This window comes from Mucisphaera sp. (assembly GCF_965279675.1).
Lineage (GTDB): Bacteria > Planctomycetota > Phycisphaerae > Phycisphaerales > Phycisphaeraceae > Mucisphaera.
Genome location: NZ_CBDIIJ010000002.1, coordinates 2,966,016 through 2,981,592 on the forward strand (window position 1 = coordinate 2,966,016; position 15,577 = coordinate 2,981,592).

Genomic DNA, 15,577 nt, shown 5'->3' on the forward strand with positions numbered 1-15,577 from the left:
TTAGAAGAGGACTATGAATGATCTCCTGTCCGCTGTGAGCATTGGTCGTTCTGTGCAGTCACAGAAGTTCTTAACCCCGGAACTCAAAGGCTAGGCCATACATACAGTCAATACCTGCCCCCTCCCCGGTATGGGGGCTCTGGGTGAATCCTTCATTGAACGTGTGGTGCCTCTTGAGCAGCACGTTAGAACATCGCCTCTAACCCTCCCTCTCCAGCCCAGCCTCAACCATCACTAGGACCGCCTTCCGCACACCCTCAGGCAGCTTCAGCCAAGCGTCCACTACCCGCCTGAGATCCTCCTGCTGCTCTATGCACGGCTGTTCTGCATGGGATTTCGCAACGTCATCACACTGATGCGATGTTAAGCGTATGTCTAAACCATGACTTACAACTACTGGTTCGAGTCCAGTGCCGCCCATCAGCCCCCCTGCATGGGGGGCTTTTCTTTGATTCTGGCTCCTCAGGCGGGGTGCATGCTTGCTGATTACCCTCATGCACCCCCCTCTGCGTCGATGCAGCGCTCCTATTTGCGCTCCGCTTTTTCGGGGCCTCGTTGACGTTGATCTGTGCCGCTTTCCGGATGGCTTCCGTCTCGTCGCAGCTCATCACGTAGTGGCTTGCCATGGTCTTGATGGTGTGCCCCATCCATCTGGCGGCATCGGCCATGGCGTGACCTTCCTGGGTGAGCTCGGTAGCGCGGCTGGCTCGGAGGTTGTGCCAGACGCGCGGCCATGGCGTGAGGCCCGCTCGCTGGATGGTTTCGGCCATGCGCTTCTGGAAGTTCCTGAAGCTCTGTTCGGGCAGAAGCATCACCGCCCCCTCAGGCGCGATCTCTAGCAGGTCCTCGATGTACGGACGGAGCTGGGGATAGATCGGTACGCGGCGGGTGTGAGTCTTGGCGTCTTTCTTCCGCTTCTGATCGTGAACCAGGATGAAGCCCTGATCGAGCTTAACATCCATAATCCGGATAGCCCTTGGCTCGCTGGGCGTCCTTAGCCCCCCGTAGCGGGCCAGTGCAATCAAACCCCGCTCATAGGCGTCCTGGGCCGCACCGATAAGCTGCTCGGTTTCAGCCTCGCTGATGTAGACCTGTCGCTCAGGGTTCTCCTGTGCTCCACCCTTTACGTACTCAAAGGGTGAGCGGTCGATGAGGCCCCATTGCTGAGCCAGCCTGAAACAAGCCTTGGCGTGGGTCATGCGTCGGTTGACGGTGGCTTTCGAGAGTCCGCCAAGGCTGCCTGCCTGCTTGTCTCGGCTCGCTTTGGTCTGTTCCATCGTCGGGATGTTGCCACTCTGGCGTCGGGCATTGGTCGCGAGCCATGACCTGAAGGCTTCGGCATCTTCCGGCGTGATGATTTGGATGAGCCTGTCTCGGCCAAAGTACGTGTCCAGGTTGGCCATGGCTTGCCGGTGGTTGGCCTGGCTGCTTGGCTCATTGCGTTTCTGATACTCCCTAGCCTTGTCGGTGAGGTCGCCTACGGCCAGGCGGCGTTTCCCTGCCTCGGCAACCAGACCGCTCTCGGACAGCCAAGCCAGTAGGTCTGCATCAATCGTGTTGAGCCATGCTTCGGTTTCTGCCGTGTGCCGTCTCCCCGCCTTCTTGTCATCCTCCAGATTGCATACGTGCCGGCGGATGGTCTCTGCCGCCTCTTTCCTCATGCGGCCCAGACGCACCCCTCGCCGTTTGTTCTTCGCATAGGTAACGTCCAGTCTCCATGCGCGTCTGCCGCGTGCATCTGGTTTCCCGATCTGGCTCAGACTGGCCATCAGGCATCCTCCTTGCGTTTGATGGTTTTACGTGTGCGGGTGACCTTGAGGCCGTAGCGGTCGGCTAGGGCATCAGCAACCTTGATGGTGATATTTGACTCCCCCCGTCGAAGCCGGCTCAGTGTGGCATGACCACAGCCAATGTCCCGCGCGATAGACCTAAGGCTATGAGGATCCGTGCTGAGTGCTGCTCTTAGCTGCCGAGTGATCTCACCTTGCTGAGTCATGGTTCATATATGATCCGATATATCATTCATTCTGTCAAGGGGCTTAGAACTAGAGTTGGCACTCATCAACATGTTTCTGATGAGGAATAATGAAGAAGCTGTTACGTACTCTTGGGCATCCCTACTGAAGTCATGATTCCACTTCTCGCCGCAGTAGCTGGTGCTGCCGGGCGTGAGTGACGTACCTGCACGCGGTCGAGCGTGTCGTCGCCAGCAGGCAGGCAGCCGAGCAGGACGAAGCAGGCAGTAGCGATTCATCAAGGAACAGATTGAAGCGGTAACTGTTCAGCTTGGTGAGATCAACGGGCCCCCCACTAAGGCCCCTTGCCATTACGAATCTGCTCCGCGATACTGCGGATCCAAGGTCAAGCTATGTGAGGAGAGAAGCATGCTTAAGACACGGTGGATCGCGTCTACGCTTTGCGCGTTGTTTATACCAACGACCGCTTTGGCAACTAAACCCTTCTTCACAGGCGTGGGTGATCTGCCTGGGGGGTCTCTAAGTAGCGTCATCGCCGGGGTGAGTGGTGACGGCTCAACGGCTGTCGGAGCTAGTCAAACTGCGTCTGGTTGGGCAGCGATTAAGTGGACGATGGAAGGTGGATTAGAAGCGCTCCCTACACCAGAGAATGCGACGATGAGGTTCGCGTGGGACGCCAGCTTTGACGGCTCAGTGATTGTTGGCGAGACAGGCGGCCCCATCGGACAAAGCGCGTTTCGTTACAGCGATGCCGAAGGATTCATGAATCTGGGACGCTTCGAATCTCGCAGCACTGCGACCGCGTTCCGCGTCTCGGGGGATGGAAGCACCGTCGTTGGAAGATCGGGAACCAAAGCGTTCCGATGGACGGCAGAGACGGGCATGGTTGCCCTTACCGACAATGATGGCAACGATCTCGAAGCAATCGCTTTTGCTGTGAATTCAGACGGCAGCGTTGTGGGGGGCGGTGTCACTTCCGGACCGCTGATCGGGCCAACTGTCTGGGATGATAGCCTTGGCCTAATCAGTCTTGACCTGGAACCAGGTGAGGTTCGCGGGCGTGTCATCGACATGACCCCGGATGCATCTATCTTTGTCGGCACAACTGACAGAAACTTCGGCAGTGTGTTCACGTCTTCGATCGGTGAAGGCTTGACCACTCTTCAGCAGGGGCCATTTCTCAATGACATCGTGAGCTCGGTTTCGGCTGATGGCTCAGTCTTGGTTGGCGCAGATGGCTTCGGTCCGAGCATTTGGGAGGATGGAAGGATTCTGCCGTTCGATCTCTGGATGAGGGATCAATACGGCGTCGATTTTGGGCGTTGGCAGATCATTGAGGTCACCGGGGTCTCTGACGATGGTCTCGTGTTTACAGGTCGGGGGAGAGACGGCCCTGGCGGCTACGCTCAAGGCTGGTACTTAGTCATCCCAGAACCTTCCTCAGCAGCGCTCTTCTCGTTTGCCCTAGGTCTCGGTCTAGCAAGGCGAAGCTGATAGCCTAAACTGCCATGTGCGGGAGATACGCTCAAGACCTGACGCCCCGAGAGATTGCTGAGGCTTTCCGCGCGACACTTGCCGAGCTTGATGCCGAGTTCATGGCGACTCATCCTCGCTACAACCGCCCTCAGCCCCCCGTCTACAACATCGCCCCTACTGACCCCATCACCATTGTTGATCGGGACGATCATGGCGAACGAAGGGTGAGGCCTGCTTGGTGGGATTTCGTGCCCTCGACCTCCGGCGGGCCTCGTGATCGCCCCTGGTTCAACGCCCGCGACGACAAAGTGGGCAGCAGCCATGGCGTCGGCAGTATCTACCGATCTGCCCTCAAGCGAAACCGCTGCCTGATCCCGTTTCGGGCCTTCTACGAGTGGCAAGCGATTGAGGGCAGGCCACGTAAGCAGCCCTGGGCGATCCGACCGGTTGCCGGTGAGCCCCCATATGCGTTTGCCGGTATTTCGAGCAGTTGGATCCAGCCCGATGGCAAGGTGCTCGATGGCGTTGCGATCTTCACCACTTCGGCCAACCAGCTGATGGCGTGGATTCACAACTCGAAGGCACGCCAGCCTGTGATCCTCCACCGCGAGCAGCAGGATGCCTGGCTCGATCCCAGCCTGGAGGACCCCACTGAAGCGGCAAAGTTCCTCACCCCCCTACCGGATGGCGAGGTTGAGGCATGGCCTGTAAGGCCTGCTGTTGGGAGGTGGCAGGAGGATTCAGAAGCCCTGCTGGCCGCGACCGGCGAAACGATCCGCGAACCTCGATCGGATGAGGGGCGGACAGGCCTTTTTGGGTAAGAATCCTTGATCTGAACTAGCCCCAAGATTACCGTACATCCGCCAAACTAACGGAGGGCGTATGGAGCTGCAGGACTGGAGGATCAATGGCGCGTGGGTTCTGTTTCGGACACCCCGCGACTACTACGGTATAGCCCGCGCGAGGCTTGTTGCAGACTGGATTCCGTGGGAGACGGAAACCAACCAGGCATGGCGTCTACCCGATCGGGTCCGGCAATGGGGTGGCGTGGTCATAGGCGTAGCTGGAAGCCAGGGCGATGCCGAGCGGCAGCTGAAACACCTGGAGGATGAAGGCCAGGTTGTAATCAGCTGGTATGAGAGGTGATGCAGGGGTTTGCTGCATCCGCAAAGCGTTTTTTTTGAGGGTCGGGAGACACTCAGAGCTGGCAGTTCCATATTGACGACGAATGCGGGTGTCAGGTAAGCCAGACTGATCAGATTTTGAATGGAGTGCTACAGCGAACTTCGGGATCGCATCTCGGTCAGTGCCAGCAACCAAGGGACGTTGTAGCTTTGAGTGCACACTGGAGACTAAGGATCGCCTCAACCACACCTGATGCTTCGTGGTCGAGGCTGCAGCAAGCCGAACACAATCCCCATCATCGTCAGCCCTAACGGTTCGGGAATGAGAGTGGTTTGTGTGTTTCGACCGAAGTTCGTGGCCAGTATGGAGAAGTCCCCCAGATCAACCACACGGTTACCGTTGAAATTGCCTTGTGAATAGCGAGCAGGTGAGACACCCAGATTCGTGGCAAGAATCGAGAGGTCGATGAGATCCACCCATCCATCCCCGTTGGCGTCGCCTGGGATACGGACCTCGTTGTAAGACCGGATGCGCAGAAGGCCGTCGGTATAGAGAGCGCTGGTATCCAGAATCTCGGTCATATCACTAGAGCTTCCAAGTAACTGGACGGCGTCAAACTCGCCTTCGATCGGCCAGTTCACCTCCCAGTCAATCAGATCGATGGACTCGCCAATGAGCGCAAACTCAGGAACGCCTCCATCGAGCAGAATTGTCAAGGTCCCCGCAAGGCTTGTCGGTCCATCGATACGGAACGGTGCCTCCAGCCCGAGCGATGACAACGCAATGATGAGTTCGGATCCCGCCGTCATCGCCAGCCCGGACGCCTGCACCTGACCGTCGATCTCGTTGTAGGTGTTCCGGTCACGAATCGTCAAGGATTCGCCGGGAAACAGGCGGATGCCATCGGGAATCTGACCATTCGGCAAGGTCGTATTCCGTATATCAGTTGTTTCATGGAGTGTGATGGTCGTATGCCCGCGAAGATCGAGACCCCGTAGATTCGTCTCGATGAGCGATGCACCCGTAAAATCAGCAAAGGTGAGTCGAGCACCACGCAGGTCTGCTGCGTGCAAATTAGCGTTTTCCAAGTCAGTTCGATCCAGATTAGCACCGCGCATGTCTGCATGGCTCAGGTTAACGCGACCAAACTCCGCGCGAGATAGATTAGCGTTCCTGAAATCAGAGTTAGCGAGCGACGAGTGGTTGAAAATGCCCTGCGTAAGATTTTTACCCGCAAAGGACCAGCCGTTGAGATCACTAACCGCCATGTTGATCCGCCGTAAATCATCCAACTTGTAGGTGGCGGTGCTGTAGAACTGCTCGGCGGTGATACCCGTTTCGCTCGGAATCCGGAAAAGGACATCCTTGAGGATGGCATCCGTGAAATCTGCTCCTCGCAGGTCGGCTCCGACCAGATGGACTCCGGTCAGATCTGCCCCTCTCAGATCGGCATCCCTGAGATCGGCGTTCCCGAAATCAACACCATAGAGATTCGCGTTCTTGAACCTCGCCCCGCGTAGATCACTTCTTGCGAAAGAAGCTGAGCGTGCCTGAAAGAAGCTCAGTCCCTCAAAGTCCCAGCCCGCAAGATTGTTGTCCGACAGATTGATGTTCGCAAAGCCTGTTTGCAGCTGATAGTTGGCGGTGCTGTAGAAGTGCTCTTCAGTGAATCCATGACCGGTTGTACCACTTAGATTAGCTCGATAGATATCTGCATTCCTCAGGTCAGCCAGAGCCAGCCGCGTGCCAGTGAGGTTAGCTGAGAGTAGGTCCGCTCCCCGAAGATCGGCCCCCTCCAGATCGGCGTTCGCCAGATTTGCTCTTCTCAGGAAGGCACTGGTGAGTCGAGCCCCTTTGAGGTTGGCATCACGAAGATCTGCTGATTCGAGACCCTGAGATTCGAGGTTCCAGCCGGAGAGATTGAGCCCAGACAGACCTATACCGGTAAGATCGCGATCCCGATAGCTTCGGGTCGAGTAGAGTTGATCCGTCGTCAGGCCCTGACCCTGAGTCTGATCAAATCTAACTTCAGCCACGATTGCATCTTCAAGCTTGAGACCCGTGATGTCAGACCCGCTTAGGTCAACGCCGCGCAGGTCTTTGCCCCTGAGATCCCAGCCTCTGAGGTCGTTGTTTGAAAGCACAACTCCATGCATCGTGTCGGCCGCGCTCGAGAGTTGGGTCTCTGTCAGGCCACGCGAGGTTGCCCCGGAGAGGTCCGCGCCTGCCAACAGTGCGTCTTTGAGGACTGTCCCGTCGAGTTTCGCGCCTCTCAGCACGGATCGCTCCAGAACTGCACCGCGGAAATCCGCTCCCGTTAAATCAGTGTTCTCAAAGCTTGAATCCGACAGATTCTGCTCGGCAAAACTCCATCCCGCTGCGTCGTTGTTCACGAACCGGATGCCTTCAAGCTGCCTGCTCTGGTAGCTGCCTGTTGCGTATAGCTGCGCAGCCGTGAACCCCTGGGCCGTGACCCCGGACCACTGCCCTTGTGAGATCAACGCTCCTTCCATCGAAACCCCGTGCAAGTAAGCATTGCCCAGATTGGCCTCACGCAGATCGGCATTGTTCAGATTGGCATCGGTGAGTGTGGCATTTTCAAGGTTCACCCCTTGCATCGCCGCCCCACCAAAATCGGTCCCAACCAAGCTGGTCCATCGAAGGTCTGCCCCCTGAAGATCGGACATGCGAACATCAGCATTATCCAGCGTAGAGCCACGAAACCGCACATCACGAAGATTCAGGCCCTGGAGGTTCCACCCGGTCAAGTCGTTGTTTCTAAACCACAGGCCAGAAAGCGTGCCCTCCTGGTAGCTCCTTGTGCTGTAGAACTGCTCGGGTGTTAATCCGCCGTCCGTTGCCCAATTTAAGACTCCTCCCTCGATGATAGCGCCTGTCAGATCAGCACCCGTGAATGTCGCACGAGACATACCCATGTCAGATAAGGTTGCGCCTGCAAGCGATGCCCCCGTCAGGTTAACCCCGTCAAACGTACTGCCTTCTAATGAGCCATGACTCAAATTGGCTCCGCTCAGATCCGCGGAGCTGACATCCGCGTATCGCCAGACAGCAGAAGTCAGGTCCGTCCCTTGGAGACTCGCACCGCTCAGATCGAAAAAGGTGAGATCTGCGAACTGGAGAGATAGTCCGTCCCAAACCGCCTCCGGCCCTCGTTCAACCAGGTTCTCTGTACCGGGAATCAGCTCTCCGGTGTCCCACCGATAGACCTGCGCTTCCAGAGCCGAGCCAGCTACGCCCAGAGCCAGCAGTATGAGACAACCATATTGACTTTGCCTTGGAATCACATACCCCATCACACTGGACCTCCGGACTTTGGAGCGCAACCGAAATCAATACGACCTTGCTAGCACATAGCATCGCAGCAAAAGACAGCGAAGCTTGAATGTTTGGGACACCCCGGAACCACAATGGCATTGCCCGCGCGAGGCCTCTGGAAGACGAGATTCCGTGGGGAACGGAAACCGACTAAGCATGGCGTCTGCCCGATCGGGTCCGGAAATGTGTCGGTGTAGTCATAGCCGTAGCTGGAAGCCAGGGTGATACCAAGCGCGAGCTGAAACACCTGGAGGATGAGGATCAGGTCGTAATCAGCCGGTATGCAAGGTGATGCAGAGGGTTTGCTGCATCCGCTACGGCTTTTTTTTGAGTGTCGGGAGACACTACTTTTTGGCAAAACTACTTGACCTGCCCCCCTCAAACCGGTCCGTTTCTTAGACTTAGTTCTGAGGCATGGATCAAGGAGGATCAGGCATGGGACGCAAGCGTCATTCGGCGGAGGAGATCGTCAACAAGCTTCGTGAGGCGGAGGTGTTTCTGGGCCAGGGAGCCTCGGTGGCTTCGGTCTGCAAGCAGCTTGGGGTTCACGAACAGACGTACTACAAGTGGCGTCGGGAGTACGGCGGGCTCAAGACGGACCAGGCCAAGCGGTTCAAGGAGCTTGAGCAGGAGAACGCCCGGCTCAAGCGTCTGCTGGCGGATGCGGAGTTGGATAAGGCGATCCTTCGGGAAGCCGCCTCGGGAAACTTCTAAGCCCGCGGAGGACGCGTCAGGCGGTCGTGGCGATTCGTGACCGTCTTGGTGTGTCGGAGAGGCGGGCGTGCAAGACACTGGAACAGCCTCGTTCAACGCAGCGTTACGCGCCGAGCGAGCGTGACGACGAGAAGCCGCTGACCAGACGAATCATCAACCTGGCGGCATCCTTCGGCCGTTACGGTTATCGCAGGATCACGGCGTTGCTCAGACGTGAAGGCTGGTCTGTGAATCACAAGCGTGTGGAGCGAATCTGGCGTCAGCAGGGCCTCAAGGTGCCCAAAAGACAGCCTAAACGTGGTCGGTTGTGGCTCAACGATGGTTCGTGCGTACGGCTGCGGCCGACGCACAAGGACCACATCTGGGCGTATGACTTCGTGCAGGACCGGACAACTGACGGGCGGCTGATCCGTATGCTAGTGATTTTCGACGTGTTCACTCGGGAGTGTTTATGCATCGATGTAGCCAGGAAGCTGCGGCACGACGATGTGCTCGAACGGCTGGCCTGGCTGATGAGCACGCGAGGTGTTCCTGATCACATCCGGTCGGATAACGGCAGCGAATTCACCGCGAAGCGTGTTCGGGAATGGTTAGCGAAGGTGGGCGTCAAGACGCTCTTCATCGAGCCGGGATCGCCTTGGGAAAACGGCTACGTCGAGAGCTTCAACGGGAAGTTGAGAGACGAGCTGCTGGCTCGCGAGCGGTTCGACACGCTCAAGGAGGCCAAGGTGCTGATCGAAAGTTGGCGGGTTCATTACAACAGGGTGCGTCCGCATTCGTCACTAGGCTACCGGCCGCCTGCACCAGAAACCTTCCATCCAGAGCCGTCCTCCGCTACGCTACGGACAGCTCTGGAGCACACAGAGATCAGTCAGAAGTAAGGGTTACAACTGGCACACAACCCGGGGGCAGGTCACCCCCATCGAGAGCCGCTTAGCCCCATGAACGTGCCCTCGCAGCAGAATGCCGCCCTCTATGCGTTGGGCAAACGCCAAGGCCTTTTCAATCGTGAATCCCTCGCTATCCTTCAGCGATATCGCGACTTCCTGCAATCTCTATTTGCCTGTTACTTAGCAGCCTGCGATATCGCTCATGGCACCAACCCAAGCGGCGATCCTATTGCTTCCGAAGCCTACCCCGAACTCAGCCCCACACTGTCTATCGATGATATGCAGCGCATCCATAGCACTTGGATCCTAAGGTCTACCAAGGGCATTATCGAAGGCGAGAATGGCGCAGCTAAGCATGTTGGCATGAAAGCCGGCATGTTACGCTACCGTTTGCGTAACTTGGGGATTAAGTAGGCCGACTATCTCAAGCCTTCGTAGAGCCAGAAGCATCTCAACCGCATAGTCATGGCCGTACTCTGCGCACAACCGCTTCTAGCGCCCCATCCGATGTCTTGCCGAGATATACGGGGCCACCATCCAGCTTGGAATCGTTGGTTGAATCTATCATTCGAGGATCGGACGTCTGTCGTTCGTGTCGCTGATGGGTGCATAATCTCTATCGACCAGAGCATTCATGAACCACGGCATGGATTTGTGCTCACCCGATCGGGCCCGGCTGGTCGGATTGGTTGTACATGGCTCGGTGCTTGTTTTCCCAGTCGATGCACCATTCGCGGAATTCGTCGTCGGTGTCGCCCATCTGTTCGATCTTTTCGGTCATCGCGATCATCAGACGGACAAGGTTGCCCCAGTCGCTGACGTCGACGACCTCCTGCTCCATGCGGTCGGTTTCACGGCTGTAGTTGTGATAGTTGTCGAGGGGGATGCAGACCGCTCCGGCTTTGCCGGTCCAGGCCTGGAAGACGCTGGATTCGCAGGTGCCGCCATCCATCAGCCTGCGTTGATAGCTGAAGTCGTTGTTGGCCTTGGCGAGTTCCTCGGCGCACTGCTGAGCCCATGCGACGATGCCGGGATGGAAGACGCTCGATCGGTCGCCGACGCGCACGATCGGGCCCGATCCTAACGGTGCGAGGGGTAGCGCCTTGCTCGTCTCGACGCTGACCAGCCGGTGGCCGGTGGTTTGTTCTTCTATCCGGTCGTCGAAGTTCTCACGGCAGTAGCGGATCGCGCCGAAGAAGCCGCCTTCCTCGCAGCGCGTGAACAAGCAGGTCACAGGCCGTTGGAGGTTCTCGCGATTGAGGCTGTCCATCAGGCAGACCAGCGCTGCGACGCCTGCGAGATCGTCCACAGCGGTCGCGCTCATGCGGCCGTTGAAGGTGATGGGCTCGCCGAGGTCCCACATGCCGATCGATCCGGGCTCGACGCGTTCATCGGTTTTCAGGTCGACTTCCGCGACGTCGCCGGCTTCGTTGAAGCTGACGACGCGCTCGACGACAGCGGAGACGCGCTTGCCACCAATCCGCAGCTGACCCGAGACGCTGTTCGCCTGGGTCAGCCCGGGTTCGATCTGATCCAGGGGTTTGCCGCCTGTCCAGAAGACAACGCGTGACCCGACAAACAGGTCCTCGGGATACCGGCCCATCCAGTGCGCACGCAGCAGGTTGTGTGAGGTGTGCTGGACGGCCCAGAAACCGATGTGGTCCATGTGCGCCGTGAACATGAGGCGTTTTTGTTCACCGGCCGGCTCGTCGGGGATGAATTCGACGATGACATTGCCTGCATCATCGATGCGAACAGGGAGTCCGCGGTTCTTGGCAAACTGCCAGACCCACAGCATCACGTTCTGCTCGTGAAACGGGGCTGTCGGTAGCCTTAAGAGTTCCTGGGCGAACCGAAGCCATCTGGTTGGCGGGTGAAAACGCTGCCTGAGCCGCTGACTCGGAGACGTAGCGCGCTTATGCGTGCTGAAGTCCTGGGTCCGCAACTGGTTCAGCTTGTGTCGGTCCATGACGCGACATCATATGCGATGGCTTAGTAGTCATACTCCCGTATGGAGACGCCGTTCGAGATGATGTTGGTCGCTGTGATGCCGACGTGGCTGAGGCCCGCGCGTGCCCTGCCGCCGGCCGAGGGGGACAGAAAATCAACCATCGCGTCGAGAAGCACCTCGACCTGCTCGCGATCGCCACTGACAAAAGACACGTGGCCGTCCATGAAGCCGAAGTTCTGACCGCGGCCTGCGTGGTTATCGATCTTCTTGGCATTGCCGCCTAAGGCGATTTGATCCTCATCGGCCATGCCATACCGCCCGGCGGCGTCGTTCTCGGCAATGATGGCTACATTTGAAGTCTGGCGCACCCAGATGTCCGTCTTCAAGCGAGCGCCGGAGACAGAGTCGCCGCTATTCCAGGGCGTGTAGTAGTCGTTATCTGTCATGGCAACCTCGTTCACGGTGCCGGTGCGGTACTTGCCAAACTCTGCCCAGGCATGGATGTCGTAGCTGTGACCGCCGGTTTCGTCGTCAGCACCTTCGTGAGCGTTGGTATAGAGATCACGCAACGGCAGATAGTTCAGGCCGGATCGCCCCACAACCGGGGTAGAAGCTACAAACGGTCCGGTACGGCCATCTGAACGGGTGAAGGGCTGGTTCGGATCGGTGTGGATGATGTTCTGTGTGCTCGGGCAGATGGCGGCATCAAAGGTGTTACCAAAGATGCCGTCGATGAAATCCATCTTGCTCTCGATGTAGAGCGGAAACAGGTGGGAGATATTGTCACCCTGAATGGTGTCCGCATTCGGGAACATGATTCGGTGCTGTTCGTCCTCGGCGATGATCACCGAAGCCTGAATCATCGACCGCACATTACTGGTGCAGATGAGGGTTCGAGCGGTCTCTCTGGCGCTACCGAGGGCCGGCAGCAGGATGCCTATCAGCAGGGCGATGATCGAGATCACAACAAGCAGCTCGATGAGCGTGAAGCCGCGCATGACCGCATAGAGCGTAGTCTGGGTTGTCTGTCGTTTCATCGCGAGAGTCTCCGACTGTGGCTCGCTGGAATCAACGAGCCGGTTAGGTCTGCTGTTGACGCAGGCTCAAGGCCATCACTCAGCGGTATCGCGTTCGATTTCGGCACGCCGCTGAGCGATGCGGTATTCAATATCTGGCATGGGTTCGATATCAAGACGGACGTCCAACGAGGTCAGGGTGTGATCCTCGCCGATACCGGCTTCAAAGAAACGCGTGGTTTCATCGGCGGTCATGCGGTAGGTAAAGTTGTCATCTCTGGCTATGACCACACGCCCACGGTCTTCTGCCAGTGCCTGCACCATGCTGAGCACCGTGTAGCGGTCCCACATGTCCGAGTCCGCAAGGTGCTTGGAAGCAACCACCTGCGCTTGCTGGCGTTCGCTGCGACCCGAGGCAACCTGTCTCTCGCCGGTGTTGAGTTGGATGCTGTCGCCCTGGCTCAGGATGCTCAGGCGTACGTTGGACCAGGCATGCCCCTGCCGCTGGACGGCTCCGAGGTCGAACATGGTCAGGCCGTGTGTGCCGATGATTTCGGCTCGATCATTTTCGAGATCAACGACCATCGCGCTGTTCTCGCTGACACCAAAGCCAAAGCGATAGTCGAGTTGATGCATCGCGTTCAGGAGACGACCGGTGCGTCCGCGCCTGAGAAAATGCTGGTCGATAAGGCCGTAGCCGAAGAGCGCCATCCCCTGGACGTAGCCGACGCCGGGCACGTCATATCCTTCGTTTGCGCCGAGGAGCATGGCCTCGGAACTGCTGCCGCCGGTGATCATCCATCTGCTCATCATCGCAGCGCCAGCGGATGTTCCCCCCACCGTCCCGCCGGCCTCGAGCACCTGCAGAACCGAGCGGTAGCTATCCGTATCGCCCTGCTGCGGGCGCATGGCACGGAGGATCCGGATCTGATCGCCACCCGTGAACCAGAGGGCCGAGCAGCCCGCGAGTTCGCTGGCGACCTCAGGCGTCTGAACCCTTTCGGGTTGGTCATGACGCAAGCCGGTGTCGTAGATCATCTCCGGCTGATCGGCATAGGCCTGGATGTCCTGCACGGTCAGCGGACCCGATCGCTCGGGCACCCCACTGGCCAGGGGGATCACCGCGACACGGGACTCAGGCGGGACCTCTTTAAGGAAGGCTTGGTAGATCGTAGGATGTTCGGGCTTGAGCGCGCCGCCAACGATGACGAGACGGCCGCGATCGGGAAACGCATCGGCATGAGCACCCGCGGCAAGCAAACCAACGGCTATGACCAGCATGGTCAGGTATCCGTGGCTAAGGCTGGCTATGAGAGTCTTCACAAGCATAGGGTCGTGCTCCTCAGAGACGGTTCTGAGATCTTGGAAGCAAACAGACCACGCGGAGCCCATGGCTACCAACGGGCATCCCTCGAATTTCGAATAAGGGTTTGTGGTCGCCAGCCAGCGTGAACCACAGGCCTACCACAGGGCTATCCGGCTCTGGTGAGAGAGCCTTCTTGTTCGGGTCATCGGCTCCGCCGACGTCTTGGTTCGTGCTTCCCAAGCAAAGTCAAATCTACTGCCTGCATGGGTAATGGTCAATGCTTTTTGGGTTTATAGGCGGTGAATCGACCGGTTCTGGCCAATTTCGGCCAGAGAATCATTGACACAAGTGCGTTCTGAGGACAAACTTGCCCTTGTACAAGACCCCGTGTTCTTCGGGCGACCACCCCACTCCATCGCGAATACGTCGTGCCTTCGGGCTGCGTCTCCACGCCTCGACCGAATCTGGCCAGATGCGGTCTTCGTAATGGGCTGTGATCTTGGAATGAACCGCGACCCCGCTTGGCCTGCTCCGATTTGAATGAACCCACTCAAAGGAGGGATTGACCCATGAAGAACCCAACCAGCACCCTGCTCACCGCCGCGCTCTTGGCATCCGGCCTGTCAGCGGCCCAGACGGCCATGGCCGCCAACACCCTGCCGTTCACCGAGACCTTTTCAGATGCCGGCGGCGACGGCTTCGACCTGACCCCGTTCACCGACAGCTCCGATTATCCGTTCTTCGTCAACAACACCGATGGCACCTTCGATGTAGACATGACCACCGGGTTCCGCTCCTACTCCACCGTCGAGGTCGCCGGCCTCAACCCTGTCCTTGGCACGACCGTCACCATGTCCATGGATTTCGACATGCTCGACGACACCGTCTCGACGACACGCATCGGGTTCGTCCTCTTTGGTGGCATCGCTGACACGCAGAACGACCCCGACGCCTTCCTCGCATTTATCTCCGAGCCCTCGGGCTTCAACCTGCCGTCCTTCGGCACCCCGGAGATGGTGCTGGAGAACCGTCCCGCGATCTCGCCGAATCCGCGTCAGATCGTCTCCGACTTCTGGACCGTGTTTAACACCCGGCCCCTGAATTACACGACTTTCACGCTTTCGGTCACCGCAGCCATCACGGATAGCAACCCCGAGAACCTCGGCGTGCCCGTGATGGAACTCGATTATTCATTGTTCGAAACCGACAACCCGGGTTTTGGTACCGAAACCGGCACGCTTGTTTCGGTTCTCGAAGGTGGCGTGATCCCGGCCGGCGACTTCTTCGGTTTCGCCGTGGATAGGAACTCCGCGGGCCCCGAAGCCAGCCTCAAGTTCGACAACTTCTCGATGTCGGTTACCGGCAATGGTGCCACCAGCACGCCCGGCGATTTCAACGCAGATACCGTCGTGGACGCCGCGGACATCGATTTGCTGACCGCTGCGATCCGCGCCGGCTCGTCCGACAGCACCTTCGACCTCGACGGCCTCAACGGTGTTGACGCCGGCGACCTCGCCGAGATCCTCGCCCTGATCGGGACCGTCCCCGGCGACGCCAACCTGGACTTCGAAGTCGACCTCATCGATCTCTCCGCTCTGGCTACCAGCTTCGGTTCGACCGGCGGCTGGGGCGAGGGCAACTTCAACAGCGATGACGTCGTCGATCTGATCGACCTCTCGTTGCTAGCAACCAACTTCGGCACCAGTGCCGCAGCGCCCGAGCCCGGCAGCCTCGCCATCCTTGCGCTCGCTGGGTTGGCCATGATTAAGCGTCGCTAAAGAAAAGTA

General features: G+C 58.3%; 12 protein-coding genes. 5 read left to right on the top strand and 7 right to left on the bottom strand.

All coding sequences use genetic code 11. The features are described 5' to 3' along the window. Positions 1-347 precede the first annotated feature (347 nt). Both ACQZAB_RS12820 and ACQZAB_RS12825 read right to left on the bottom strand, forming a co-directional pair. Positions 348-1,769, bottom strand: coding sequence for a tyrosine-type recombinase/integrase (locus ACQZAB_RS12820; protein ID WP_428389915.1), 1,422 nt, complete (start codon positions 1,767-1,769; stop codon positions 348-350). Continuing rightward, complete coding sequence (locus ACQZAB_RS12825; protein WP_428389916.1) at positions 1,769-1,996, bottom strand: helix-turn-helix domain-containing protein; 228 nt, start codon at positions 1,994-1,996, stop codon at positions 1,769-1,771. Before ACQZAB_RS12825 ends, ACQZAB_RS12820 begins: the two co-directional genes overlap by 1 nt. 637 nt (positions 1,997-2,633) lie before the next feature. Here ACQZAB_RS12825 and ACQZAB_RS12830 point away from each other — a divergent pair. Both ACQZAB_RS12830 and ACQZAB_RS12835 read left to right on the top strand, forming a co-directional pair. After that, positions 2,634-3,470 carry a PEP-CTERM sorting domain-containing protein gene (locus ACQZAB_RS12830; protein ID WP_428389917.1) on the top strand — a complete coding sequence of 279 codons (837 nt, stop codon included), beginning with the start codon at positions 2,634-2,636 and terminating at the stop codon, positions 3,468-3,470. A 14-nt stretch (positions 3,471-3,484) separates the two neighbouring features. After that, positions 3,485-4,273: an SOS response-associated peptidase gene (locus ACQZAB_RS12835; protein WP_428389918.1), complete on the top strand. Its 789-nt coding sequence runs from the start codon at positions 3,485-3,487 to the stop codon at positions 4,271-4,273. A gap of 196 nt (positions 4,274-4,469) precedes the next feature. Here ACQZAB_RS12835 and ACQZAB_RS12840 read toward each other — a convergent pair whose 3' ends face one another. After that, on the bottom strand, positions 4,470-4,616 hold the full coding sequence (locus tag ACQZAB_RS12840) for a hypothetical protein (RefSeq protein ID WP_428389919.1): 147 nt from the start codon (positions 4,614-4,616) through the stop codon (positions 4,470-4,472). Between the two features lie 200 nt (positions 4,617-4,816). Beyond that, positions 4,817-7,891 carry a pentapeptide repeat-containing protein gene (locus ACQZAB_RS12845; RefSeq protein ID WP_428389920.1) on the bottom strand — a complete coding sequence of 1,025 codons (3,075 nt, stop codon included), beginning with the start codon at positions 7,889-7,891 and terminating at the stop codon, positions 4,817-4,819. Positions 7,892-8,348: 457 nt separating this feature from the next. Between ACQZAB_RS12845 and ACQZAB_RS12850 the strand changes: the two genes are divergently transcribed. After that, positions 8,349-9,508 (top strand): IS3 family transposase gene (locus ACQZAB_RS12850; RefSeq protein WP_428389921.1). Its coding sequence is split into 2 segments (ribosomal slippage): positions 8,349-8,613 and positions 8,613-9,508, totalling 1,161 coding nucleotides; the frame shifts between segments, so codons are not numbered across the junction. A gap of 60 nt (positions 9,509-9,568) precedes the next feature. After that, a complete protein-coding gene (locus ACQZAB_RS12855) occupies positions 9,569-9,931 on the top strand; it encodes a hypothetical protein (RefSeq protein WP_428389922.1) in 363 nt (120 codons plus the stop codon). A gap of 244 nt (positions 9,932-10,175) precedes the next feature. Here ACQZAB_RS12855 and ACQZAB_RS12860 read toward each other — a convergent pair whose 3' ends face one another. The 3 genes from ACQZAB_RS12860 to ACQZAB_RS12870 form a co-directional block, all read right to left on the bottom strand. Beyond that, entirely contained in the window at positions 10,176-11,486 is a 1,311-nt protein-coding gene (locus tag ACQZAB_RS12860; RefSeq protein ID WP_428389923.1) for a M20/M25/M40 family metallo-hydrolase, read from the bottom strand. 23 nt (positions 11,487-11,509) lie between these two features. Then, complete coding sequence (locus tag ACQZAB_RS12865) at positions 11,510-12,505, bottom strand: prepilin-type N-terminal cleavage/methylation domain-containing protein (protein WP_428389924.1); 996 nt, start codon at positions 12,503-12,505, stop codon at positions 11,510-11,512. 75 nt (positions 12,506-12,580) lie between these two features. Then, on the bottom strand, positions 12,581-13,813 hold the full coding sequence (locus ACQZAB_RS12870) for a cyanophycinase (RefSeq protein ID WP_428389925.1): 1,233 nt from the start codon (positions 13,811-13,813) through the stop codon (positions 12,581-12,583). Positions 13,814-14,359: 546 nt separating this feature from the next. Between ACQZAB_RS12870 and ACQZAB_RS12875 the strand changes: the two genes are divergently transcribed. Continuing rightward, positions 14,360-15,568 (top strand): hypothetical protein, encoded by a 1,209-nt coding sequence (locus ACQZAB_RS12875; RefSeq protein WP_428389926.1) that lies wholly within the window; start codon positions 14,360-14,362, stop codon positions 15,566-15,568. Positions 15,569-15,577 lie beyond the last annotated feature (9 nt).

Excerpts from the sequence above, each read along its gene's own strand:
- ACQZAB_RS12855 (WP_428389922.1), top strand. The coding sequence starts at position 9,569 with ATGAACGTGCCCTCGCAGCAGAATGCCGCCCTCTATGCGTTGGGCAAA.
- ACQZAB_RS12870 (WP_428389925.1), bottom strand. The coding sequence starts at position 13,813 with ATGCTTGTGAAGACTCTCATAGCCAGCCTTAGCCACGGATACCTGACC.
- ACQZAB_RS12825 (WP_428389916.1), bottom strand. The coding sequence starts at position 1,996 with ATGACTCAGCAAGGTGAGATCACTCGGCAGCTAAGAGCAGCACTCAGC.
- ACQZAB_RS12875 (WP_428389926.1), top strand. The coding sequence starts at position 14,360 with ATGAAGAACCCAACCAGCACCCTGCTCACCGCCGCGCTCTTGGCATCC.
- ACQZAB_RS12820 (WP_428389915.1), bottom strand. The coding sequence starts at position 1,769 with ATGGCCAGTCTGAGCCAGATCGGGAAACCAGATGCACGCGGCAGACGC.
- ACQZAB_RS12840 (WP_428389919.1), bottom strand. The coding sequence starts at position 4,616 with ATGCAGCAAACCCCTGCATCACCTCTCATACCAGCTGATTACAACCTG.
- ACQZAB_RS12860 (WP_428389923.1), bottom strand. The coding sequence starts at position 11,486 with ATGGACCGACACAAGCTGAACCAGTTGCGGACCCAGGACTTCAGCACG.
- ACQZAB_RS12830 (WP_428389917.1), top strand. The coding sequence starts at position 2,634 with ATGAGGTTCGCGTGGGACGCCAGCTTTGACGGCTCAGTGATTGTTGGC.
- ACQZAB_RS12845 (WP_428389920.1), bottom strand. The coding sequence starts at position 7,891 with ATGGGGTATGTGATTCCAAGGCAAAGTCAATATGGTTGTCTCATACTG.
- ACQZAB_RS12835 (WP_428389918.1), top strand. The coding sequence starts at position 3,485 with ATGTGCGGGAGATACGCTCAAGACCTGACGCCCCGAGAGATTGCTGAG.
- ACQZAB_RS12865 (WP_428389924.1), bottom strand. The coding sequence starts at position 12,505 with ATGAAACGACAGACAACCCAGACTACGCTCTATGCGGTCATGCGCGGC.